21 protein-coding genes and 1 pseudogene are annotated in these 20,848 nt (G+C 63.3%); 4 read left to right on the top strand and 18 right to left on the bottom strand.

Features of this window, described 5'->3' with window-relative positions; genetic code table 11:
• Positions 1-11: 11 nt before the first annotated feature.
• Positions 12-926: a tetratricopeptide repeat protein gene (locus AC27GT_RS10970; protein ID WP_487224156.1), complete on the top strand. Its 915-nt coding sequence runs from the start codon at positions 12-14 to the stop codon at positions 924-926.
• On the top strand, positions 923-2,800 hold the full coding sequence (locus AC27GT_RS10965; protein ID WP_015717027.1) for an APC family permease: 1,878 nt from the start codon (positions 923-925) through the stop codon (positions 2,798-2,800). The genes AC27GT_RS10970 and AC27GT_RS10965 overlap by 4 nt, the downstream gene beginning before the upstream one ends.
• Here AC27GT_RS10965 and AC27GT_RS10960 read toward each other — a convergent pair.
• From AC27GT_RS10960 to AC27GT_RS10905, 12 genes are all read right to left on the bottom strand, one after another.
• Complete coding sequence (locus AC27GT_RS10960) at positions 2,797-3,738, bottom strand: AI-2E family transporter (protein ID WP_287929147.1); 942 nt, start codon at positions 3,736-3,738, stop codon at positions 2,797-2,799. The genes AC27GT_RS10965 and AC27GT_RS10960 overlap by 4 nt on opposite strands.
• Positions 3,739-3,823: 85 nt before the next feature.
• Entirely contained in the window at positions 3,824-4,144 is a 321-nt protein-coding gene (locus AC27GT_RS10955; RefSeq protein ID WP_253665125.1) for a DUF1634 domain-containing protein, read from the bottom strand.
• A 5-nt stretch (positions 4,145-4,149) separates the two neighbouring features.
• Complete coding sequence (locus AC27GT_RS10950) at positions 4,150-4,986, bottom strand: sulfite exporter TauE/SafE family protein (RefSeq protein WP_126218879.1); 837 nt, start codon at positions 4,984-4,986, stop codon at positions 4,150-4,152.
• A gap of 4 nt (positions 4,987-4,990) precedes the next feature.
• Entirely contained in the window at positions 4,991-5,584 is a 594-nt protein-coding gene (locus AC27GT_RS10945) for a Rieske (2Fe-2S) protein (protein WP_126193883.1), read from the bottom strand.
• Positions 5,585-7,855 (bottom strand): glycoside hydrolase family 15 protein, encoded by a 2,271-nt coding sequence (locus tag AC27GT_RS10940; protein WP_126205503.1) that lies wholly within the window; start codon positions 7,853-7,855, stop codon positions 5,585-5,587.
• 2 nt (positions 7,856-7,857) lie between these two features.
• Positions 7,858-8,484, bottom strand: a complete 627-nt coding sequence (locus AC27GT_RS10935; RefSeq protein ID WP_126205502.1) for a 6-phosphogluconolactonase — start codon at positions 8,482-8,484, stop codon at positions 7,858-7,860.
• Positions 8,462-9,373: an NADP-dependent phosphogluconate dehydrogenase gene (locus AC27GT_RS10930; protein WP_487224155.1), complete on the bottom strand. Its 912-nt coding sequence runs from the start codon at positions 9,371-9,373 to the stop codon at positions 8,462-8,464. The genes AC27GT_RS10935 and AC27GT_RS10930 overlap by 23 nt, the downstream gene beginning before the upstream one ends.
• Before the next feature lie 2 nt (positions 9,374-9,375).
• Positions 9,376-10,686 (bottom strand): glucose-6-phosphate dehydrogenase (NADP(+)), encoded by a 1,311-nt coding sequence (locus tag AC27GT_RS10925; protein WP_253665355.1) that lies wholly within the window; start codon positions 10,684-10,686, stop codon positions 9,376-9,378.
• A 53-nt stretch (positions 10,687-10,739) separates the two neighbouring features.
• Positions 10,740-11,663, bottom strand: coding sequence for a c-type cytochrome (locus AC27GT_RS10920; RefSeq protein WP_015717017.1), 924 nt, complete (start codon positions 11,661-11,663; stop codon positions 10,740-10,742).
• The gene (locus AC27GT_RS10915) at positions 11,660-12,496 is read right to left on the bottom strand and encodes an SDH family Clp fold serine proteinase (RefSeq protein ID WP_041438272.1); all 837 of its coding nucleotides are present in this window, start codon (positions 12,494-12,496) and stop codon (positions 11,660-11,662) included. Before AC27GT_RS10915 ends, AC27GT_RS10920 begins: the two co-directional genes overlap by 4 nt.
• On the bottom strand, positions 12,496-13,713 hold the full coding sequence (locus AC27GT_RS10910) for a S1C family serine protease (RefSeq protein WP_487224154.1): 1,218 nt from the start codon (positions 13,711-13,713) through the stop codon (positions 12,496-12,498). Before AC27GT_RS10910 ends, AC27GT_RS10915 begins: the two co-directional genes overlap by 1 nt.
• Before the next feature lie 7 nt (positions 13,714-13,720).
• Complete coding sequence (locus tag AC27GT_RS10905) at positions 13,721-14,272, bottom strand: hypothetical protein (protein WP_015717014.1); 552 nt, start codon at positions 14,270-14,272, stop codon at positions 13,721-13,723.
• A gap of 110 nt (positions 14,273-14,382) precedes the next feature.
• Here AC27GT_RS10905 and AC27GT_RS10900 point away from each other — a divergent pair, with 110 nt between their 5' ends.
• Positions 14,383-15,324: a PIG-L deacetylase family protein gene (locus AC27GT_RS10900; RefSeq protein ID WP_487224153.1), complete on the top strand. Its 942-nt coding sequence runs from the start codon at positions 14,383-14,385 to the stop codon at positions 15,322-15,324.
• On the opposite strand, the gene AC27GT_RS10895 is transcribed toward AC27GT_RS10900, so the two are convergent.
• Positions 15,321-15,839 (bottom strand): DUF421 domain-containing protein, encoded by a 519-nt coding sequence (locus AC27GT_RS10895; RefSeq protein WP_015717012.1) that lies wholly within the window; start codon positions 15,837-15,839, stop codon positions 15,321-15,323. The two genes, AC27GT_RS10900 and AC27GT_RS10895, sit on opposite strands and share 4 nt — an antisense overlap.
• A 131-nt stretch (positions 15,840-15,970) precedes the next feature.
• Between AC27GT_RS10895 and AC27GT_RS10890 the strand changes: the two genes are divergently transcribed.
• Positions 15,971-16,204: a Sec-independent protein translocase subunit TatA/TatB gene (locus tag AC27GT_RS10890; protein WP_015717011.1), complete on the top strand. Its 234-nt coding sequence runs from the start codon at positions 15,971-15,973 to the stop codon at positions 16,202-16,204.
• On the opposite strand, the gene AC27GT_RS10885 is transcribed toward AC27GT_RS10890, so the two are convergent.
• The 5 genes and pseudogenes from AC27GT_RS10885 to AC27GT_RS10865 form a co-directional block, all read right to left on the bottom strand.
• Positions 16,201-17,205 (bottom strand): DUF5009 domain-containing protein, encoded by a 1,005-nt coding sequence (locus tag AC27GT_RS10885; protein WP_015717010.1) that lies wholly within the window; start codon positions 17,203-17,205, stop codon positions 16,201-16,203. The two genes, AC27GT_RS10890 and AC27GT_RS10885, sit on opposite strands and share 4 nt — an antisense overlap.
• Positions 17,202-18,329: a polysaccharide deacetylase family protein gene (locus tag AC27GT_RS10880; protein ID WP_041438266.1), complete on the bottom strand. Its 1,128-nt coding sequence runs from the start codon at positions 18,327-18,329 to the stop codon at positions 17,202-17,204. Before AC27GT_RS10880 ends, AC27GT_RS10885 begins: the two co-directional genes overlap by 4 nt.
• A 10-nt stretch (positions 18,330-18,339) precedes the next feature.
• The gene (locus tag AC27GT_RS10875) at positions 18,340-19,197 is read right to left on the bottom strand and encodes an NHL repeat-containing protein (protein ID WP_126218818.1); all 858 of its coding nucleotides are present in this window, start codon (positions 19,195-19,197) and stop codon (positions 18,340-18,342) included.
• A gap of 200 nt (positions 19,198-19,397) precedes the next feature.
• A complete protein-coding gene (locus AC27GT_RS10870) occupies positions 19,398-20,630 on the bottom strand; it encodes an Nramp family divalent metal transporter (RefSeq protein ID WP_015717007.1) in 1,233 nt (410 codons plus the stop codon).
• Positions 20,631-20,712: 82 nt separating this feature from the next.
• Positions 20,713-20,848 (bottom strand): annotated as a pseudogene (locus tag AC27GT_RS10865) (IS256 family transposase); the annotation flags it as partial.

Here is a 20,848-nt window from a genome sequence, read left to right as displayed (position 1 = left end):
ATTCCCTTATCGTGGTCCGCTGGGTTTTGGCCTTTCTGCTGGAAAGCATGGCTTTCGAGCGACTCGTAAAGGACTCCTACGACCAGGTTCCCGGAGCCCCTTCCTTTCTGGATTGGCTGAAGTCCGCCTACCGTAAGGGTTTTGCCAGATCCTCCCCTGGGGGCTACCCTGGGGATCTGGAGGAGGCCCTCCGCCAACTCTCCCACCGCCCTCCCGTAGAAGCCGCCACCTGGGCCTTCCAGGTGGTGAAGCGTCTACTGCCCCGGTTCAGCCTGGAGGAAGGCTACGAGTTCGCCTATGCCACCTTGAAAGGGGAACGGCAGTGCCTGCTCCAGGCCACCTTGGTCCAAGGTCTTTTGGAGAGCATGGGTTTTTCCGCTGGCATCTACATGGTGTGGAAAAACCCCGAGGGCCGGGAGAGCAACCTAGGCCACGCCGTGGCCGTGCTACGGCTTAAGGGAAAGGACTACCTGGTGGATCCCTCGGAACCCATTCCTTTCCCCCGGCACTTGGGGGTCTTCCTCAACACCAAGGAGGGGTACCGGTTTGCCGAACCCATCTACGCCCGGGATGGAGCCATTGTGGCCTACCGCATCCACGGAAGAAGGTGGCTTCCCGATGAGGTTGGGCCCCTGCCCTACGCTTTCGTCCGGAGCCAGTTCTATTACTATCGGGGCGAGCAGGCTCGAGGAGGGGTTCTTAAGCCCCCGAGGACTCCCAAAGGCCTCGCCCGCTCCGAGGCTATGCTGAGGAAGGCCGTGGCCCTGGATCCCCGGAATCCTCTTGCCCGGTACCTCCTTGGGCTTACCCTAGCAAAGGAGGGAAGGGGGATGGAGGCCAAGTCCCTACTCCTCGAGGCCCATGCCCTCTACCGGGCCTATGGCCACGTACCCCGTAGCGTGGCCGCTATCCTTAAGGGTCTATGAAACCCCCTGCTTCTCCCCCCGGTTCAGGGCACCCGGAAGACGAGGGGCGCTACCCCTGGTGGAAGGTTCTCTGCCTCACAGGGGTTGACCTCTTCTCCTCCCTGGGCTACCAGCCGGGGATCGCCCTTTTGGCCGCGGGGCTCCTGTCCCCTTTGGCCAACCTGGCCCTGGTCCTCTTCGCCTTCCTGGCGGTCTACCCCGTCTACCGCCGGGTGGCGGAGGAAAGCCCACACGGCGAGGGATCCATCGGGCTCCTCACCCGGTTGATCCCCGGCTGGCGGGGCAAGGTCTTGGTTTTGGTGGTCCTGGGCTTCATGGCCACGGACTTCATGATCACCATCACCCTCTCCGCTGCCGACGCCGCCGTTCACTTCCTAGGCAACCCCCTGGCTCCCTCCTGGCTTCAGGGACACCAGGTGGGCCTCACCCTTCTGCTTATTGGCCTCCTGGGCTTCGTCTTCTACCTGGGGTTCCGGGAGGCCATCGGCCTGGCGGTACCCATCACCCTGGGGTATCTCTTCCTTAACGGAGTAGTCCTCCTCTCCGCCCTGCCCCACGTGCGCCCGGAGCACCTGGAGGACTGGTGGCGGAAGCTCCTTTCCAGCCAGCCCGACCCCCTAGGCCTGGTGCTGGCCACAGCCCTAGCCTTTCCCAAGCTGGCCCTGGGGCTTTCCGGTTACGAAACCGGGGTAGCCGTCATGCCCTTGATCCGGGGCCTGCCCGGGGATACCCCGGAGCGCCCCTGGGGCCGCATCCGGGGAACGCACCGCCTCCTCTTCACCGCGGCCCTCGTCATGGGCATCTTCCTCTTAGGGGCGGGCTTCGCCACCACCCTCCTCATCCCCCAGGAGCTATGGGGCAGCGAGGAGGTTTCCGGCAGGGCAATAAGCTTTCTGGCCCACCGCTACCTGGGGGAAGACTTCGGCACCCTTTACGACCTCTCTTCTATCGTCATCCTCTGGTTCGCTGGGGCCAGCGCCATGGCGGGCCTCCTTACCATCGTCCCCCGCTACCTTCCCCGCTTTGGCATGGCCCCGGAATGGGCCAGGAAGCAACGTCCCATGGTCCTTTTCTTCACCGGGGTGGCCTTTGCCCTCACCCTCCTTTTCCAGGCCCGGGTGGAGGCCCAGGCAGCTGCCTACGCCACCGGCGTGCTGGTGGTCATGACCTCCGCTGCCCTTTCGGCGGCCCTGCTGGCGGAGCAGGAGAAGCGTCCCGAAAGCGGGTACTACCGCCTCCTCCTCCCCCTCTTCGCCTACGTGCTTCTGGCCAACGTCCTGGAGCGACCGGATGGGGTAAAGATCGCCTCCTTTTTCATTGCGGCCACCCTGATCATCTCCCTGCTCTCCCGGACCCTGCGGGCGTTTGAACTCAGGGTGGAGGGCTTCCAGCTGGACGAGATGGCCGAGCAATTTGTGTCCCAGCTTAAGGCGCAGGAAGCCCCCATCCGCCTGGTGGCCCACCGGCCGGAGCGGGGAGGCCGGGGGGTGTACTGGGAGAAGGAGCGCCGCATCCGCGAGGCCACCCACATCCCGGTGGGGGATCCCATTTACTTCGTGGAGGTGTTTGTGCAGGATCCTTCGGAGTTCACCGCCCAAGCCCGGGTCTGGGGGGTGGACCGCCCTGAGGCCCGCATCTTCCGCATCCTGGGTACAGCGGCACCCAATACCCTGGCTGCTTTTTTGCTCTACCTGAGAAACCGCACCGGCCGACGGCCCCACATTTACTTCGAGTGGTCGGACGAGGGACCCCTGCAGGCTGCCTTAGACTTCCTCCTTTTCGGGGAAGGGGATGTACCCACCCTTACCCATGAGATCCTGCGCCGCACCGAACCCGATCGGAGCCAGCGCCCCTTCGTGCACGTGGGGGGCTAGCGCCGCCAGTGCTTCAGGATTCCCGCCCCCAGGATGGTCATGGGTACCGCCAGGAATATACCCAGAAAACCGAAGAGCTTGCCGAAGGCGAAGATGGCGAGGAGCACCAGGGCGGGATGAAAGCCCACGGTGCGCCCGTAGATATAGGGAATGAGGACCTTTCCCTCCAAAAGGGCGATGACCCCATAACCCGCAAGCACAAGGAGCGCCGCCAAAGGGCCTTTGGCCGAAAGGGCCACCAAGGCCGCCAGGGAAGCGGTGGCGATCCCGCCCACAAAGGGCACCACCTCCAGAACCCCGCCCAGCACTCCCAGGGCGAAGGGGCTGGGAACGCCAAGGACGAAAAGCCATCCCCCAAAGAGGAGGGCAAAGGAGAGGGCGATGAGGAACTGAGCCCGGGCCCAGTAGCCCATGCGCTTCCAGGTATCCTCCAGCACCTCGGTCCAGCCGCTCCCGGGAAGGTACGGCGCCGCCCGGGCCACCAAGTGGGGCTCGAGGGCGATCATCACCGCAAGAACCAGGGCCAAAACCATCTCGGAAACCGTCTCCCCCACCCTGAGGAGAAAATCCCCGGCCACGTGGGCGGAGGAAGCCAGGGAGGAGGCCAGGTCAGGGAGGGAAAGGGCCAGGTTATCCTGAAGCCACCGGAGGACCATGGGCAAGAGTGCCCCCAGGTGGTGGAACTGCAGGATCAGGAGGGGTGCCGCCAGGTAAAACCCCAAGCCCATCACCCCCAGGACCATGAGGTAGGCCAGGAAAACGGCAGAGGGCCGGGGAAGCCTGCGGGCAAAAAGTCCCACCAAGGGATCTAAGGCAGCAGCCAGGGTAAAGGCGAGGAAGACCCAGAGCAAAAGGTTGTAGAGGCGGCCCAAAGCCCAAAGGGCCAGCAGGAAAAGGGCCAGGCTTAAGAACCAGCGGCGGACAGGTGGCGTTTCCATAGGCAACAACCCCCCTTATGCTAGAGCCTGGCACCTCCGGAACAAAGGGCCGACCACCCTATCCCAACCCTCGTCCCAACGGAGATTAAAGGTAGCCCAAAAGGCTTCCCAAAAGCACCAGGAGCACCCAAAAGGTGATGAGAGCAAAAGTCCAATCCCGCTCCTCCAGGTAAAGGCCCAAGGCCAGGGCCACTCGGGCCACGGGGGTCAGGATCAGGAGCAAAAGGCCCAGGTGGATCAACCCAGTGGGGCTCAGACCCCGATGCACGTCCACGCCCTTCAGAGCGCAGTCCCAAAGAATCTCCCTTTGCCCGTCAACCATGAGATACCAAAGCGCCCCCACGCTTACCAGAAGAGCGGCAAGGAGCACCCCCGTGCGCAGGACCCAGGAAAGCCAGCGCTCCATCCGCCTCACTTCCCAACCCCCTGAGCTACCATTTGCAAGCCAAGGGCCGCGATAACCAGGGCAAAGAGGGTTCGCAACCACGAGGTAGAGCTTCGCGGCAAGATCCTTGCTCCCAGGAAGGCGCCAAGGAGTACACCCAGCATCACCGGAAAGCTCACCCTGGGGTCAATGTAACCCTGCCTAAGGTAAATGCCAGCGCTGGCGGCGGCCGTGACTCCGATCATGAAGTTGGAAGTGGTGGTGGAAACCTTATAAGGAAGCCCCATAACCCGGTCCATGGCCAACACCTTGATGGCTCCCGACCCGATGCCAAGAAGTCCGGAGAGAACCCCCGCCAACCCCATAAGGCCCAGGCCCGCCAACAGGCGGCGCACCCCATAGGCCCGCTCTCCCTCAGGGCTGGGAAGGCCTCCTTCCAATCGCAACCTTTTCGCCAGGGGATCCGAGTCCTTGGGATCTATGGGCTGGTCCTCGAGGCGACCTTGGTAGCTTAAGTAGGCGGAGTGAAGTAAGACAAGGCCAAACACCAGGGCCACAAGCCGTTTGGGCAGGACACCGAGTAGGCCTGCACCGAAGAGGGCCCCAAGGGTGGTGGCTAGCTCCAAGAACATACCCAGCCGGAGATTGGTGTACCCTTCCCGTACATAGGCAGCAGCAGCCCCACTGCTGGTGGCGATCACCGACACCAAGGAAGCCCCCAAAGCGTGGTGCAGGTCTACCCGGAAGACCAGCACCAAAAGGGGCACCAACACCACCCCTCCCCCAAGGCCCGTGAGTGCCCCCAGAAACCCCGCCAGGGTACTGCCCAGGAAAACCCCCAGGCTAAACTCCCAAACGCTCATTCCTCTAAACTACTCCCACCGGCCCCGTGAAGGGACCCGCCACCACCAAAACCCCACCCTCTTGGCGCACCGGCAACAAGGGAAGCGGCCTCGGAGGCGGGCCCGCCACCACCCGATCCTGGGCCAGATCGTACTCCCCGCCATGGCAGGGGCATTGGGCTAACTGCTTCTGGGGATGCCACAGGCTCACGATGCAACCCAGGTGGGTGCAAACCGCAGAATAGACCACCACGCCCCCTACGGCATGCTGCCGCACTTCGGGAACCAGGGATGCAGGGTCCAGATGTACCACCAGGGGAGTGCTTTTGGCATCCCCGTTTCGGATGACCCTGGTCTTGCGATCCATGGGGTAGGCCAGAACGAAGGGCCCACCCAAGGGAAGCCTCCCGGGGTCAATGGGAGCTCCCTCTTTGTGACCTGTTGCGCAGACCAGGATGTCCCCTACCTGAGGCGGAAGCTTATCGGGGGTCTGCGAAGGTTTGGGAATGAGGTCTTTGGCCACCAAGAGTGCCGAGAGTGTGGCGAAACCCATGCTGGTGCCTATCAGGGCCAGGATCAAGCGCCGCTCACGCCTTAGTGTGGGATCCTCCCGTTCCATCTAACCCCTCCGCACTTGGTAGTCCCTTCCTTCCCAACGGTTCTCGTCCGGGTAAAAGAAGGTGAAGTTTACCTCGGAATGATCCTCGAGGTCCAAAAGAACCCCGTAGAGCCCAAACGGCAGGGGTTCCGCCTCTACATCCTCAGGATCCTTCCATCCCTCCCAGCCCAAGTGGAGCCGGAAAGGCTTGCGGCACTCCACCAGAAGGCGTTCCGTGGGGGAAAGGCGAAGAACGGGGACCTCCCGCCGCCAATGGCGCACCTGCGGCGACGACCCCCGCTCGTAGCGCTCCATCACCCGTCCTAGGCGCTCCACGGGACCGGTCCGTTGGTGATAGGCCGTGTAGAGCTTCAAGTACTCCGCATGGGCCCAAAGAAGAGGTTGGGCGCTACCGGTAGGGCGGCCCGGAAGAAGCCCCTTTTCCGGGATAGGATCCGCATCCCATACCTGCTCAGGGATGAGCCTACCACGCCCGGTCCCCCGGGCCATGCTCCTTAGGTAGGGGCACGGGTCTTCCCCGGAAAGCAGTGCGTACATTCCCCGCTCCCCGGTAAGAAGGGGCCAGGCCCGGCCCTGGCCAGTGCCGTCAAAGGCGCTTCCATCCCCATGCTCCCCGTATCCATCCTCCGGGTAGCGACGGTAGAAAATGCCGGTGGGAAGATCCACCCGAAGGTGCCTGTCCACCAGGGCCAGGGTAGAAACGATGCGAGGGTCTTGGGGACGTCGCAGGCCCAGGCGCACCAGCCACAAAAACTCCAGGCCCAGAAGCTCCGCCACATCCACGGCCACGCCAGCTCGGTTGGCCACCTGAACCCGACCCCTGGGACCCAGGGGACCCGAAGGGGATAAGCGAACATAATGGCCCTCCACACCTACCGCCCGGTCCAGCCCCGAACCCTTCACGTAGCCCCATTCCTCAATGCGCACATTCCAACAGTCCGCAAGGGAAAGCGCATACTCCGCCTCCTCCCCCTGCAAAAAGCCGTATAAGGCAGCCCCAGACAGGGCGGCAACGCTTACGGCCAAGGTAAAGGGGGAAAGGCCAGGGCTTTCCTCCCAGCGGTCCTGGGGGCTCACCGGACCCTCCCGGGCCAGAAAGCCCACTGCCCGCCGCACCATCTGGCGGAGAGGGCCGTTTGGGGAAAGTTGCCCCAACTCCCTAAACTTTAGGGCCAGAAGGACGGGCAAAGCGGCTTCATCCATTTGCACGCCCTGCCAGTAGGCCCGGCCATCCGGGTAGAAATTCTGCGCCCAGTGGCCATCCTCGGCCTGAACAGCCGCCAGGTAGGTGAGGATCCCTCGGGTCTCGGCGAACTGCCCAAGGGCCAGGTAGGCGAAGGCCACCTCCACCAGGTCCCGGCTCCAAACCAGATGGTAGCCCCCAGGGTCGTCCCGGGTATTGCCCCAGGGCACGGACAGGCTCGCCACCAAGGCCCCGGGGTAGGTGCGGTCCTCGTGCACCTTGAGGACGTGGTAGGAAACCTGTGCCTCCCGTAAGAGTTCCTCATCCTCTCCGGGAAACTGGGGTGAGGCTATCTCGCTCCAGGTGGCAGAGGCTTTTTCCTGGATCGTTTCTAGACCTTCCCCCAGGGCAGACCGCCCTAGGGTGAGGGCCCCCTCCGGGGTGGTGGCGAAGGCCAAGGCCATAACGCCCTTCTTTCCCTCCAGCTCACCCATGAGGGCCACGTTGCCATCCGCAGCCCTGGCAAAGGTCCAGGTCATGGCCCCGTTTTGGGCAAAATCTTGCCAGCCATCCGAGAAACCCACATAACCTGCGCTTCCCCTAAGGAACGGGCCCAGGAGGGCTAGGGCCTCGGATCCCGTGGCCGCCAGAAGTGCGCCCTCCTTCACCCAGGCGGTGTTCCCATAACCCGTTCCCCCAAGGTGGGGAGCGAGGAGGGGATACAGGCGAAAGCCTTCCCCCTCCAGGGTATAACCGATCAGCAGGACGTCCCGTTGGGGATCGGGGACCAGTTCCAGGGTAAGGCGGTACTCCTCGCCCTCGTGTACCACGCGCACCGTGGGGAAGAGGGGCGTGGCTTCGAGGCGGTAGCGGTTAACCCGCTTCACCTCCGCCCAGAACCCCCTTTTCGCCACGATGAAGCCCAGGTCCCGCATCTGGGGACGGCCGGTGGCGGGCCAGTAAACCTCGTTGACAATCCCGCGGCCCAGGGTGTACCAGACCCGGCTTCTCCCAAGGGCCGTGCCTATCCAGTCCTTTGCGCTGCTGGCCCAGGTGGGCGGAATCCCCGGCTTGCCAAAGGCCTCCATGCTCACACCTCTTGATCGGTGAAGATCCACTTCTCTTCGGCCCGAATGCGGTTAGGCGGGAGGTCCTCTCCCCTGGCCACCCGAAGGATGGCCTGCCGTTTGGCCGGACCCAGGGCCAGGAAGAGAACCCGACGGGTGCCGGAAAGGGCCTTAGGGGTGAGGGTAAGGCGGAGGGAAGGGTATGTGGGCCCCAGCACCACCTCCACCAGGCGGGAAGACCCCAGGGCAGGACTCCCGGGGAAAAGGCTTGCGGTGTGCCCTTCCTCACCCAGCCCCAAAAGGGCAAAATCAAAGGGTAAGAAAGGGCGGATCCGTTCCTCCATCCACTCCCGAGCCTGCTCAGGAGAAAGCCCCAGGGGAAAGGGAAGGAGGCGCTCCCTTAGAGGCCCCAGGGCCTGGCCTACCCGGTAGAGGTTGGTTCCGGGATCCCCCGGTTCCAGCCAGCGCTCGTCCGACAGGAGCAAAACCCCAGGATAGCGGACCCCCTGCCGGGCAAGGGCCCGATACACGGGTAGAGGGGTTTCCCCTCCGGCTAAAACCCCGCAGGAGGCGTAGAGCAAGTTCTCCATAAGCCAGGCACGGGCTCCCGCCAGGGCCGCCTGCGGGCTAGGGAAGGTTTTCACCCTCATCTTCTCTCCTCACCGCATGGCCGCCAAAGGCCCGGCGCAATAGGGCTAAGAGCCGGAAGCGTAGGCCGGCCCGGCCCTGGCTTTCCCAGCGAGCGAACAAGGCCTGGGCCATGGCCGGCAGGGCAACCCCTCGGCGCAGGCCCTCCTCCACCGCCCAACGCCCCTCGCCCGAATCCTCCACCAACGGGGCTATCCCCTCCAAAGGGCCCTGGACTACCTCGGCCAGCCTGTCCAGAAGGAAGCTCCTCACGATGGTCCCCTGGCGCCAGGCGGAAAGGATGCGGGCTGGATCCAAACCCAACTCTTCCCGGCCAGCATAGAGGAGTTCTGCGCCCTCCGCATAAGCTTCCATAAGGGCGTACTCCACCCCGTTGTGGACCATCTTGGAGTAGTGCCCCGCGCCCAGCGTCCCCGCGTGCACCCACCCTCCCTCCGGGGCCAGGGCTGCCAGGTAGGGTTCAAGCCGGGCCACCCATCTCGCCTCCCCTCCCACCATAAGCCCGTAACCCTCCTTGGCCCCCCAGAGGCCCCCGGAAACCCCCACATCCACGAAGCCCACTCCCTTTTGGGCTAGGGCTTCCCCCCGACGCTGGCTTTCCCGGTAGAAGGAGTTCCCCCCATCCACCACCAGATCCTCAGGAGAAAGGTAAGGAGCCAAACCCTCAAGAACGCTATCCACAGCCCCAGCTGGCACCATGAGCCAGAAGGTTTTAGGCGAAGTAAGCTGGCCCGCGAGGTCCGCCAAACTCGAGGCTACCCTTATCCCCTCTTTCCTGGCCCGAGCCTGAGCCTCCAGATCCGGGTCATACCCCACCACCGGAAGACTCCGGGCCCGCCACCTCTTGGCCATGCTCAAACCCATGCGTCCCAGCCCTATCAACCCCAGCATCTTCACCCCCTTAGGGAAACCCAGGCATGGCCAGGCTTCAGGATCCCCATCTGGCCCCCAGGGCCCTCGCTTCCCTGGGGATAGACCTCGGGTTCCCCCTCTTCCCAAGCCTTCAGCACGGGGTCAAGGACGCGCCAGGCCTCCTCCACCTCCTCCTGGGAAGGAAAAGGAGTGAGGTCCCCGGATAAGGCGGCAAGGAGCACTTCCTCGTAGGCGTCGAACTCGGGCTCGGGCCCCAGCCGGAAGGAAAGGGTTTCCGGCTTGCCCCTTCCCAGCAGGGTCAGATCCAGTCCCACCTCTGGGCTCAGGCGAAGGAGAAGCCCACCCCTTTGGCCCTCGGGGGAGGGATGAAAAGCCAGGAAGATGAAGCCGGACCGCGCCGCTAGTCGTTTGCCGCTCCGCAGGTAGAAAGGTACGCCAAGCCACCTGGGAGCATGGGTAGCAAGCCTTACGGCCACAAAGGTTTCGCGCGGGGAATCCGGGGCCACCCTGGGCTCTTCCAGGTAACCCTGGTACTGGCCGCGGACGACCAGGCGGGGCTCCGCCGTCTGCACCGACCGCAGGGCCTCCGCCCTCTGGGCGCGAATGGAGGCGGCTTCCAGACGGGAAGGGGGTTCCATGACCACCAGGGCCAGGAGTTGGAGCAGGTGGTTCTGAAGCATGTCCCGTAAAGCCCCGGCCTGCTCGTAATAACGGGCTCTTCCCTCGAGGCCCAAGGTCTCCGCATAGGTGATCTCTACCCAGGCGACTCCCTTCCGCTCCCACAAGGCTTCAAGGGAAGGGTTCCGATAGCGAAGCTCCAGGAGATTGGTCACGGAGGTCTTGCCCAGGAAGTGGTCTACCCTGAGGATCTGGTCTTCCCGAAAGTAGCGTTGGAGAAGCCGGTTCAAGGCCTGTGCGGAAGCCAAGTCGTAGCCGAAGGGTTTTTCCACAGCAATCCGCCTCCAACCCGTGTTTTCCTGGGCCAGATTGAGCTCACCCAAGGCCAACACCGCCTTTGGAAAGAGGCTTGGGGGCAGGGCCAGGTAGAAGAGGGCCGGCCCCTCCAGGTGGCGCAACGGGGAAAGCCCTTCCGGGGAGATCTCCGCGTTCCGGTAGCGGATGGATCCCTTCAGCCGCTGCCAGGCAGAAAGGTCCAGACCCGGCTTTTCCCGGAGGGCTGCCTCGAGGTGGGCAAGAAGCTCCCCGGTGTCCCAGCTCTCTGCGCCAAACCCCCATATCCTCAGGGGAGGAAGCTGACCCTGCCCTTGGAGCCTCACGAGGGCTGGCACAAGAAGGCGCCGGGCCAGGTCCCCGCTGATCCCCAAGACCACCAAATGGGTAACGGGCCCTCCTGAAGCAGCATGGTCCCCGGAGGCTCTCCCCATCATGGTCTCACCGGCTGAACTTCCTTAACCTCATCCAGCACCTTGGAGGTGTAAACCCCTAGCTCCCCTGAGGGAGGAAGGTGTTCTTGTAAGCGGAAGGTGGGCCGGGGCTGGCTGTCCACATAAGCGGCGATGTCCCGGGCCTCGTCGGGGGATAAGTTGGGGTTACCCAGGGGCATGGCCCCGTGGACGAAGGCGGCCAGATTCTTCCAGTTGGCCATCCCGGCACCGGCGTTGTAGGATTTCGGACCCCAAAGGGGGGGTCCTACTTGTCCCTGGCCCTCAGCCCCATGGCAGACAGCACACTTGGCTTGGTAGAGGCTCTTCCCCCGTTGCGCGTCCGCTCGGGTCCAGTCCACCGAGAGGGGCTTTAAGGCATTGGGTCCGGTGGGGCTTTTGGGGTTCATGTGCAGGGGCATGCCCTGGGAAAGGGAAGCGATGTAAGCCTCGAGGGCCACCAGAACCGGACCCCCTAATGGGGGAAGGGTACCATTGAGGCTCCGCATAAAGCAGTCCCCAATGCGGTTTTGCAGGGTGATGACCGCCTTTTCCCGGGGGGAGTAGGCGGGGAAGGCGGTGGCAGTGCCCACCAACGTGAGCCCCTTGGGATCCGTGCCCCCATTTAGGTGGCAGGAGGTGCAGCTGAGGGCGTTGCCCACATAGGCCTTGCTCAAGGGATGGTCCTTGGTGTTCATGAAGATGTCCTTACCAAGGGCCACGGTCTGGTCTAGACTCTCAGGAAAGTCCTGGGGGAGGGCAGGGATAGAGCCCCTGATGTTGGCGGTAGCGGAACCCTTGCTTACCCCCTGTTCACGCAAGGCCAGGTAGTTGAGGGCAAAGTAAAAAGTGGTGCCTGCAAAGGCCACAAGAAGCGCCAGAAGGATGGTCTGGGTAAGGCCTAACGGTTCCTGTTTTCGTCTCATTCTTGACCCCCTTTGGTATAGGGAAGGGGAATGTACTGCACGCTGGGTCGCCGAATCTGGGTCTGGGGGTACAGGCTCATAAGGGCGTACACCTCCCGAGGCATACTGGTGGATACAGGAAGGCCGAGTCCCCTGGCCTCTTCCACCGTGATGGGGTAATCGTGGGTCCAGGTGCCTTGGGAAAGGAGGCGGGCAGTGGTGGCGGCCCTCTCCGGGTCCATGTGCTTTGCCAGAAGCTTTTCTGCCAGTTCCGCCACCTGTTTGATGGCCTTGGCAGCCATGTCTGCCCTGATGAGGGTAGCATCCTCGATCTTATCCAGGGGCTTGCTCTGAACCAGGGCAAGGAGGCTCGCCGCCGGATACTCTCCGATCTGCGGATCCACTGGGCCCAGGACCGCGTTCTCATCCATGATGATTTCATCGGCGGCCAGGGCGATTAACGTTCCCCCAGACATGGCATAGTGGGGAACGAAGACGGTTACCTTGGCCGGGTGTTTCAGGAGAGCCAGGGCAATCTGCTCCGCCGCCAGGACCAACCCCCCGGGGGTGTGGAGAACGAGGTCGATGGGCATACCGGGATCCGTGAGGCGGATGGCCCTTAGCACCTCCTCGGAGTCGTCCACGTCAATGTACCGGGCCACGGGAATCCCGAGAAGATTGATGGCCTCTTGGCGGTGGATCAGGGTGATGACCCGGCTTCCCCGCTTCCTTTCAAGGCTTAGGATCTGCCGGGTGCGGGCGGCCTCGAGGGCCTGGCGCTGGAAATAGGGGCTCAAGAAGGCAAAGACGAGGAAAAGCCAGAAGAGGTTGTTGATCAGGCTACCGAAATCCATCACCTACCCCTTTCCGGCATCACCCGGACCTGCAGGATCCGACCCTGCCGCCAAACCTTTAGGACCACCGTCTCGCCTGGACCCAGGTTGGCCAAGAGGTTCTGCAGGTCCCATGGCTGGTCCAGGGAGTTCCCGTTAGCCTCGAGGATCACGTCGCCGTCCACCCCCACCCGAAGGCCTTGCCCGCTCGCCGGATCGGCCAGCGTAACAAAGCGGCTCGCCCCCTTTAGTCCTGCTAAGGCGGCAGGGGAACCCGGGGCCACCTTCTGAACCAAAAGACCCTGGTCCGGAAAACGGTACTGGGCCCGCAAGGTGGGTGGCAGGGCGCTCAGGGGAAGAACCTCTACCCCTAGCCTCGGCCTCCTGGCCAAGACCTCCCCTTCTGTGACCTGCCTCCCCGCCTTCATGGCGGGTAGCCACTCCTTCACCAAGTTGATGGGGATGGCGAAGCCTACCCCGGAATACTGGGGCGCTCCCACCTGCCCCGTGGGGGAAAGAATCGCGGTATTCACTCCGATCACCTCACCCCGGGAATCCAATAGGGGCCCACCGGAGTTTCCCGGATTGATAGGGGCATCGGTCTGGAGAAGCTTGGGCACCAAGGGATCCACGGCCCCGGGGTTTTGCCGGAGGGCGGAGATCACCCCGGTGGTCACGGTAAACTCCAAGCCAAAGGGATTGCCGATAGCGATGGCCTTCTGGCCCACCAAGACCCTGTCTGAGTCCCCAAGGGGCAACACCACAGGGGGCTTGGCATCGGTTTTGAGCAGGGCCAAGTCCAAGGAGGGTACGGAGCCCACCACCCAAGCGGGATACGCCCTGGGATCCCCTTGAAGGCGTACCTGGATGCGTTCCGCCCCCTGCACCACGTGATAGTTAGTGAGGATGTAACCTTTGAGGTCCACAAAGAACCCGGATCCCGTACCCACCTGCGGAGGCTGGAGAAAGGGAGCGAAAAAGGGGGCAAACTGGGGCGGCACGTTAGGGGGCAGGGTTTGTCCGGGAAGGAAGCTTTGCACCAGAACCACCCCCGGGCCGTAGCGGGCAGCGATCTCCACCGTGTTGGCCTCATCCGGAAGAAGCCCTTGCAGGTTTCCGGACAAAGGGGGTGGCGGCGGTGCACTGCCCTGTCCATCGGCCCGATCCAGAGCCCACCAAAGCATGCCGCCCGAAAGCGCCACCAGCGCCAGGACCAGGGCTGCGTGCTGCCGGGACATGGGGACCTCACCTAGAAGTAGTAGCGGGGGAAGTCACCAGCCAGCCCACACCGGCCCCCACGATAGGATGGGAAAGCCGTCCGTTGCGATGCCTTGGCCCCAGGGGAAAGATCTCCACGTTGGGCTTCACCGGATTGGGGGCCACGCTAGGGGGACTGGTCAGGCTCACATCCAGGTAGTGGGAATCAGGCGTAATGGCGGGGCCATAGTAGGAAAAGTGTAGAGGCTTGGCAAAGCGCAGGATCCTTTGTCCGGTCTTGAGATCGGTAACCCGCAGGGCAAAGGCAAAGACCACCTTTTCCCCCTGGGGAGCGTAGGCCTGCCAGTAAGCAGGGTCCCCGGTCAGGATTTCCAGCCGCACAGGATCCTGTCCGAAGGCCCCAGAGGGTACTGTGAGAACCAAGCCGCCCAGCCCAAGGCGCATGTAATCCCACGGCTGGACGATAAGGCTTGCCGTCACGGTGGGAAAGCCAAACTGGGCAGGGTCTGGAGGTTGAACCTGGGCCTGGGCCAGAGCCAAAACCAACGTTGCTGCTACCATCCACAACCGCCTGAGCATAACCACCTCACCTCCACCCTTAGCGTGGTCCGCCTGTCTGTAGCCCACCTGAAACCCCGACCTCTACCCCGGAAAGTGTTCCGTGTTAGGTTGAAGCTGTGGGGCGGCGGATGGCCATTGGTTTTTTCGTTTTTCTAATCCTGCTGACAGCCTTGGTCATCAACGCACCTTGGCTTCTCCAACAGGGGTATGCATGGTACTATCGGGGCCGGGTTGGTGCCTTAACTCCCTGGGAAGGGTCGTTCCGGCAGAAGCTCCTGGTCTTGGCCCCCCACCCCGATGACGAAACCCTGGCTGCGGGTGGCCTGATCCAGAAGGTACAGGCCTCAGGAGGACAGGTGTTCATCGCCTGGATGACTCTGGGGGATGGTTTCCAGTGGGACGCCGCTCTCGTGGACCGTACCCTTAGGCCCAGGCCTGAAGACCTTAGGAAACTGGCGGAAAGGCGCCTTGGGGAAGCCAAGGCGGCGGCCCGCACTTTAGGGGTTCCCGAGAACCACCTCTTCTTCCTGGGGTATCCGGACCGGGGTCTTCTTCACCTGTTCCTGGAAAACTTTTTCACCCCCTACCGCTCCCCCGCCACCCGCCTGGATCGCGTGGCCTACCCCGGCACCGTCTCCCCAGGGGCCCCCTACACGGGGGAGGCCTGGGAAACGGACTTGCGACGTATCCTGGAGCGGGTTGCCCCGGATATCGTGGTGGCGCCCGCCCTCGAGGATGCCCACGTGGACCACCGCGCCACGGCCTACATGGCCTTGAGGCTCCTAGGGGAGCGAGGATGGCTCTCCAGGCTCCGTTTCTACATCGTCCACGGGGGGCTGGAGTGGCCCTTGCCCAAAGGCCTTCATCCCGGGCTCTATCTGGAACCGCCTCCCAGGGGCCAGCACCTCGCCTGGCAGCGCCTGGACCTCACTCCGGAGGAGGAGGCAAGGAAACTGCAAGCCCTTAAAGCCCATCGTAGCCAGATGGAGATTCTCGGGCGCTTCATGGAGGCCTTTGTGCGGAAGAACGAGCTTTTTACTCCCGCCTCCAACCCGCCCGTGGCCCCCTAGCGGTTTCGGCTGGAGCGTACCTTCCTAAGGCGCTTGGGCAAGAGGTGGTCCCTGGGTACCACGCTGATGGTGCCGTCCACTTCCAACACAGCGCTCAGCACGTCCTCGAGGCGCCCTACTCCGTGCTCGCGAAGGGCAGCCATGAGCTCCTCGAGGTCCACTCCTTCCCGCAGAAGGTTCTCGGGGATAGGCTTTCCATCATGGACCAAAAGGGTTGGGTGCCCGAGAAAGCTCCGCCGCAGCGGACTTTGAGAGAGGAGCCGGTCCAAGGCCAGCAGCAGTCCAGCCCCCAGCAACCCACCCACAAGGCTGTTGTCGGGGCCAATCATGGCATTTTGCACCACGTTGGATAGCAGTAAGAGGGTAAGAAGGTCTAAAGGAGTCATCTGGCCTAAGACCCGCTTCCCGCTCAGCCGGAGGTACCCAAGGAGAACCAGGTAAACCACGGCCACGCGCAGAAGGGTGAAGAACACCGTGGTGGGGTCTCCCAAAACTTCCCGGACATGCTCGACCATAACACCATGATGAACCCCCCTCTGGGCTCAACCCCCGAAGCGACCCAGGGTCAAGCCACCAAGGTTTAGGCTCTCCCCCGCAAAGGCGCGGGCTTCAGGTGGGATTCAGTTTCCCGGCCTAAGGTAGGGCTATGATTGACAGCCCAGCGCAGTTGGTGGCCATCCTGGTGGTAGCCCTTCTCCTGTTTGGGCCGAGGAAGTTGCCTGAGCTGGCCCGAGGCCTAGGGCAATCGGTGCGGGAGTTCAAGAAAAGCGTGGAGGGCCTGGCCGAGGAACCCAAAACGGAGAAGGAGGATCCACAAGCGGTTCCCCACGCTCCTCAGCCCAAACCGCCGGTCGAGGGTGAAAGGCCCCCTCGAGGCTAAAGGCGAAGGTATAGCCCCAGCCGGTCCAGAACCCAGAAGACCAGCCACCAGAACAGGATATAGCTGAGGGTGAAAAGGTATCCCCCAGCAGGCCCCCCATGCGCCAAGAAGGTTCCCAGGAGCAAGCTCCAAAACCCCCGGAGCCAGGTGAGCTTGAGGGCCAGGGGGAGGACATAGGCCAAGAGGGGGTTGGCCCCAAACGGGCGCAGGGGCTGGAGGATACCCCGGGGCAGGCGCTTAAGGACCTCCAGGGTCAAGGCCCCCAGGAACAGGGTTGGGAGGAGGTAGGTGGGAGTCCAGTAGGTCTTATCGGGTGGGAGAAAGGGCAGGAAAACTAGTCCTCCAACAAGGCCCAGTACCCCCCACGGCCAGAGGCTTCGCCCTTTCATGAGGGCCTCCCCCAAGCCCGTGGCCAAAAGGACGAAGGCGCCCGTGGGTATGGCGGAAGGAAGCCCCCTTAAGCCCAAGGCCATCAGATAGGTGCGGTTCAGATGGAGGAGCAGGTTTCGGTCCTCGGCAAAGATCCCCGGCCCTACTCCGGGTACGGGAACCAGGAGAATGGCCGCCCCGTAAGCGACCATGAGGAACAGGGCAAGAAGGGTACGGCGGAGGAGAGGAAGATCATAAAGCCAAGCCCCAAGCCAGTAGGCCAGGGCCAGAAGCTGCAGGACGTCCAAGGCAAAGACCCACCGACCCATCTGCAAACTGGTGAGACCCAGGCCTAGGAGGAACAAAAGAACGACCCGGCGAAGAATACGGAGTTCGTAGAGCCACTCGGCCACGCCCCTCCTTAGGGCGCTGGCGCGGCTAAAAGGGATGGCGGCCCCCATGGCCAGGAGGTACCAGGGGAAGACCAGGTCGGCGAGGTAGACGCTTCCGCCGAAGGGGCCGTGTTCCAGGTACGGGGGTGCCCCCGGGGGAAGGTTGTTGACGAAAAGCATGAGGGCCACGGTGAGCCCCCGAAAGGCATCCAGGGCCAGGCTCCGCGCCGAGAGCGTCATCGCTGGGCTAGTACCAGGCCCTCCACCGTACCCAAGGCGAGCCCCTGGGCCCGGGCCTTACGGATGAAGACAGGAAGGACCCTAAGGGTGTTGGCCACGTTGTCGTGAAGAAGAACGATGCCTCCCGGGCGGAGGTGGTCCTCGAGGCGCTTTTCCAGGACGGGGAGGGAAAGCCCCGCATAGTCCCCGGGATCATCGGTCCAGAAAACCGTGGTCAGGCCCAGGTCCCGGGCCACCTGGAGCACCGTGCGGTCGTACCGGCCCCCGGGTGGGCGGAAGTACCGGGGAACGACCCCAGTAAGGCGTTCCAGGACCTGGTTGCAAAGGAGCAGTTCCTTCCGGATCTCACTTGGCTCAAGCCCCGGAAGGTGGACGTGGTGGTAGGTGTGGTTGCCCAGCTCGTGCCCCGCCGCCACCAGATCCCGGATGAAGTAGGGATAGGCTTCGGCGTTCCGCCCGATCACGAAGAAGGTGGCCTTAATCCCTTCCCGCTTGAGCAAATCCAAAAGGAGAGGGGTAAAAAGGGGATGGGGAGCATCGTCAAAGGTAAGGGCCACGTAGGGACGCCCAGGGTTGCCGTGGTAGAGGACACCTCCCCGGTGGCCTACCCGGCTGGCAAGGATTTGCTCGGCCCTCTCCTTGGCCCGGTAGGCCTCGGGGCCCTCGTACCGAGGGCGGTCCTCCAGAATGGCCTCCAAGGGCTTCTCCTGACGGATCCCAGGGTTCAACCAGAGGCGATCGTAGCCGAGGGGCGTCCTTAAAGCCAAAAACTCGGGCGCGCGGGCCTTCGGCACGCTGGCGGTAAAGAGGGGGAGGTCCTTTGGACCCGCGTAGGGAGCGGGGTAGATGGCCAGATCCACCTCGGCCAAGCTTACCCGGGCCTCGAGGGCACCCCTCACCGCCTCCTGGGCCAGGCGAAGAAGATTGGCAGGGGATGCTTCCCCAGGGGCGACCTGAAGGAGGACGTACCCCACCTCCATATAACCGTTGCCCAGGTAGTTTGCCCTCAGCACCTGGGGAAGTCGCAGGGTCAAGGAGGGCAAGGGCTCCTGGGGCAGGGGTTTCGGTGGGGCATACCCCTCCACCAAAGGTAAGGGGGCCAAAGCCAGAAGTAAGGCCAGCATGATCTCCACTCTAGCGGATAAGGTCCAGGCCGTCAGGATACCGGAGGAAGCCCGGATCGCTGCCGGGAGTGTCGGTCCTACCGTACTGGAAGACCACCCGGTTTTCCTTGCGGTCCACCACCAGAACCCGGTGTCGCCAGTCGTCGGTAAGGACCACAAGTCCATTCCTCAAGCCCAGGGCCACCGAGGGATGGTTGAGGTGCTCCTCCTTCCCCTCAGGGGCGTAGCGCCAGAGGAGGTGCCCCTTAAGGTCCACCTCCACCACGGCCCCTGGGGACCACCAGTCCACCACCAAAACCGTGCCCCAGGGCGTCAGGTTGGCGTCGGAAGGGTAGTGCACAGGAAGGGAAATGGTGGCAAGTCGGTGGCCCTGTAGGTCCACCACCGCCAGGTCATGCCCAGCGATCTCCGTGACCAGAAGCCTGTCCTTCCCCAAGGGGAAAGCACCATTGGGCTTATTGAAAAACCCATCGGCGTTGCGGTAGACCCCTGTCCGGCCCAGAACCTTCTGTAGTTTTCCTTCCCGGCTAAAAAGGAGAATGCGGCAGTTTCGGATGTCCGCCAGGGCCAGCAGGCCCGAGGGCAAGGGCACCAGGTCATCGGGATTGTCCAGCTGACCCGGTCCCGCTCCAGGGTGGCCCGGCCGCCCGTAGAGCCAAAGCAATCGTCCCACTGGATAGCCCACCGCACCCACCGCATCCACCTCGGGATCGGTAATGTACGCCACCGACCCCCCGGGGGCCAAGAAGACGTCATCCGTATAGCGGAACGGTCTGGGCAGGGGAATCACCCGAACAAGCCTCCCCTCCCCAGCGAGCTCCACCAAACGGTGGTTGCCCGCATCAGCGATGACCACACCCTTGTCCAAGGGGCCTTTTGCCCAGGCGAGGGACAGCAACCCGAGGAGCGGGAGCAAGGCTATAGGCCTCATGCCCTCAGGAAAAGGCCAAACCCTGAAGTTGGCCTGAAGCGGGACTCGAGGTAACGCTTGCAGAACCCCCCCTTAGATCACCCCTCTCCCCTCGAGCCCTGGTTGCCCCAAATCCTTCCCTGTTGGCTTTTGCCCTCTCATGAGCCCAGCGCCTGCTTGAGGAGGTAGAGGTTAAGGCCCAGCACCAGAAAAGTTGCCCCCCATCCCAGGAGACGGAGCCAGGAAGGTCCCAGCAAGGAACCCATCAGGTTGGGGTCCCCGCTGAACCGCATGAGCGGGAAGAGGGTGAAGGGAAGCTGCAGGGAAAGGAGCACCTGGGAGAAGACGATGAGGGCCATGGGGGAGGCGTGGAGGGTGAGGGCCAGGGAGGCTGGGAGTACCGCCAAAATCCGGGTCAGAAGCCGTAGCCGGGCCCGGTTGGCCTTAGCCCCCAGAAAACCCTCCACCACCACCTGCATGGCCAAGGTGCCGGTAACGGTGCTGGAGAGGCCGCTGGCCAGGAGGCCTATGCCGAAGGCGAACGCCGCCAAGGGCCCCAACAGGGGAACCAAAGTGCGGTAGGCCTCTCCAAGGTCCCGGATGACCAAGCCATGGGTGTGAAAAACGCTAGCTGCCACCACCAGGATGGCGGCGTTAACCAGCCAGGCCCCCGACAGGGCCAGCACCGTGTCCAGGAGGAGGAATCGATACACCCGCTTCCTCCCTTCCCCCAGCCGGGTCTTCACCTGGGCGGAGTGAAGGAAAAGGTTATGGGGCATCACCGTGGCCCCGAGGATGCCCAAGGCCACATAAAGGGCCCCGGCATCCCCCAAGGCGGCGTTGGGAAGGAAAAGGTGCCGGACCAGTTCCAGGGCCGGGGGTCTAGCCAAGGCTACCTCCACCACATAGGCCAGGCCGATTACGGCTACCAGGGCGGTGATGGCCCACTCCAGGGCCCGGAAACCAAAGCGTTCCAGGTAAAGGATCAGGAACACATCGAGAACCGTAAGCCAGGCGGCCAGGACCAGGGGAAGGCCAAACAGAAGGTTTAAGGCCACCGCCATCCCCATGAACTCGGCCAGGTCCGTGGCCACCATGGCCAGGAAGGCGGTGAGAAAAAGAAAGCGCCCCCAGGCCCCGGGATAGTGCGCCCGCATATGTTCGGCGAGATCCTTCCCCGTGGCCACCCCGAGCCGGGCGGCGATGGCCTGAAAGAGAACGGCCATGGCGCTGGAGAGGGTTACCACGAAGAGGAGTCGGTAGCCATACCGGCTTCCCGCCTCGAGGCTCGTGGCCCAGTTTCCAGGGTCCATATACCCCACGGAAACAAGAAACCCCGGGCCCAGGTACCACCACCATGGCCGGGGTTTAGGCGTGCCTAAAAGCCCCATGCCCTAAGGATACACCCAAGACCCCAGTCAGGGGGGTTTCATTTCCCCTTCAGCTCTTGGAGTACCCTGAAATCCGGTCGTGTCAAGATTTATGTGTAAGCGTCTGTGTACGGGGGGCATACCTCTCCAGAAGCATCTTCTCCAGCACTTCCCGCACCTCAGCAAAGCCCTTCAATCGCCGCTCAGACCACCTCCCCTCCTGACGCTCCGCCTCCAAG

It is taken from the genome of Thermus sp. KWY1 (assembly GCF_057547025.1).
Note: the sequence above shows the minus strand (reverse complement) of the source record. Positions and strands in the feature narration are given on the sequence as shown.

What these genes read in the sequence shown, in the direction of transcription:
- AC27GT_RS10965 (WP_015717027.1), top strand. Translation starts at nt 923, where the DNA reads ATGAAACCCCCTGCTTCTCCCCCCGGTTCAGGGCACCCGGAAGACGAG.
- AC27GT_RS10960 (WP_287929147.1), bottom strand. Translation starts at nt 3,738, where the DNA reads ATGGAAACGCCACCTGTCCGCCGCTGGTTCTTAAGCCTGGCCCTTTTC.
- AC27GT_RS10955 (WP_253665125.1), bottom strand. Translation starts at nt 4,144, where the DNA reads ATGGAGCGCTGGCTTTCCTGGGTCCTGCGCACGGGGGTGCTCCTTGCC.
- AC27GT_RS10950 (WP_126218879.1), bottom strand. Translation starts at nt 4,986, where the DNA reads ATGAGCGTTTGGGAGTTTAGCCTGGGGGTTTTCCTGGGCAGTACCCTG.
- AC27GT_RS10945 (WP_126193883.1), bottom strand. Translation starts at nt 5,584, where the DNA reads ATGGAACGGGAGGATCCCACACTAAGGCGTGAGCGGCGCTTGATCCTG.
- AC27GT_RS10940 (WP_126205503.1), bottom strand. Translation starts at nt 7,855, where the DNA reads ATGGAGGCCTTTGGCAAGCCGGGGATTCCGCCCACCTGGGCCAGCAGC.
- AC27GT_RS10935 (WP_126205502.1), bottom strand. Translation starts at nt 8,484, where the DNA reads ATGAGGGTGAAAACCTTCCCTAGCCCGCAGGCGGCCCTGGCGGGAGCC.
- AC27GT_RS10930 (WP_487224155.1), bottom strand. Translation starts at nt 9,373, where the DNA reads ATGCTGGGGTTGATAGGGCTGGGACGCATGGGTTTGAGCATGGCCAAG.
- AC27GT_RS10920 (WP_015717017.1), bottom strand. Translation starts at nt 11,663, where the DNA reads ATGAGACGAAAACAGGAACCGTTAGGCCTTACCCAGACCATCCTTCTG.
- AC27GT_RS10915 (WP_041438272.1), bottom strand. Translation starts at nt 12,496, where the DNA reads ATGGATTTCGGTAGCCTGATCAACAACCTCTTCTGGCTTTTCCTCGTC.
- AC27GT_RS10910 (WP_487224154.1), bottom strand. Translation starts at nt 13,713, where the DNA reads ATGTCCCGGCAGCACGCAGCCCTGGTCCTGGCGCTGGTGGCGCTTTCG.
- AC27GT_RS10905 (WP_015717014.1), bottom strand. Translation starts at nt 14,272, where the DNA reads ATGCTCAGGCGGTTGTGGATGGTAGCAGCAACGTTGGTTTTGGCTCTG.
- AC27GT_RS10900 (WP_487224153.1), top strand. Translation starts at nt 14,383, where the DNA reads ATGGCCATTGGTTTTTTCGTTTTTCTAATCCTGCTGACAGCCTTGGTC.
- AC27GT_RS10895 (WP_015717012.1), bottom strand. Translation starts at nt 15,839, where the DNA reads ATGGTCGAGCATGTCCGGGAAGTTTTGGGAGACCCCACCACGGTGTTC.
- AC27GT_RS10890 (WP_015717011.1), top strand. Translation starts at nt 15,971, where the DNA reads ATGATTGACAGCCCAGCGCAGTTGGTGGCCATCCTGGTGGTAGCCCTT.
- AC27GT_RS10885 (WP_015717010.1), bottom strand. Translation starts at nt 17,205, where the DNA reads ATGACGCTCTCGGCGCGGAGCCTGGCCCTGGATGCCTTTCGGGGGCTC.
- AC27GT_RS10880 (WP_041438266.1), bottom strand. Translation starts at nt 18,329, where the DNA reads ATGCTGGCCTTACTTCTGGCTTTGGCCCCCTTACCTTTGGTGGAGGGG.
- AC27GT_RS10870 (WP_015717007.1), bottom strand. Translation starts at nt 20,630, where the DNA reads ATGGGGCTTTTAGGCACGCCTAAACCCCGGCCATGGTGGTGGTACCTG.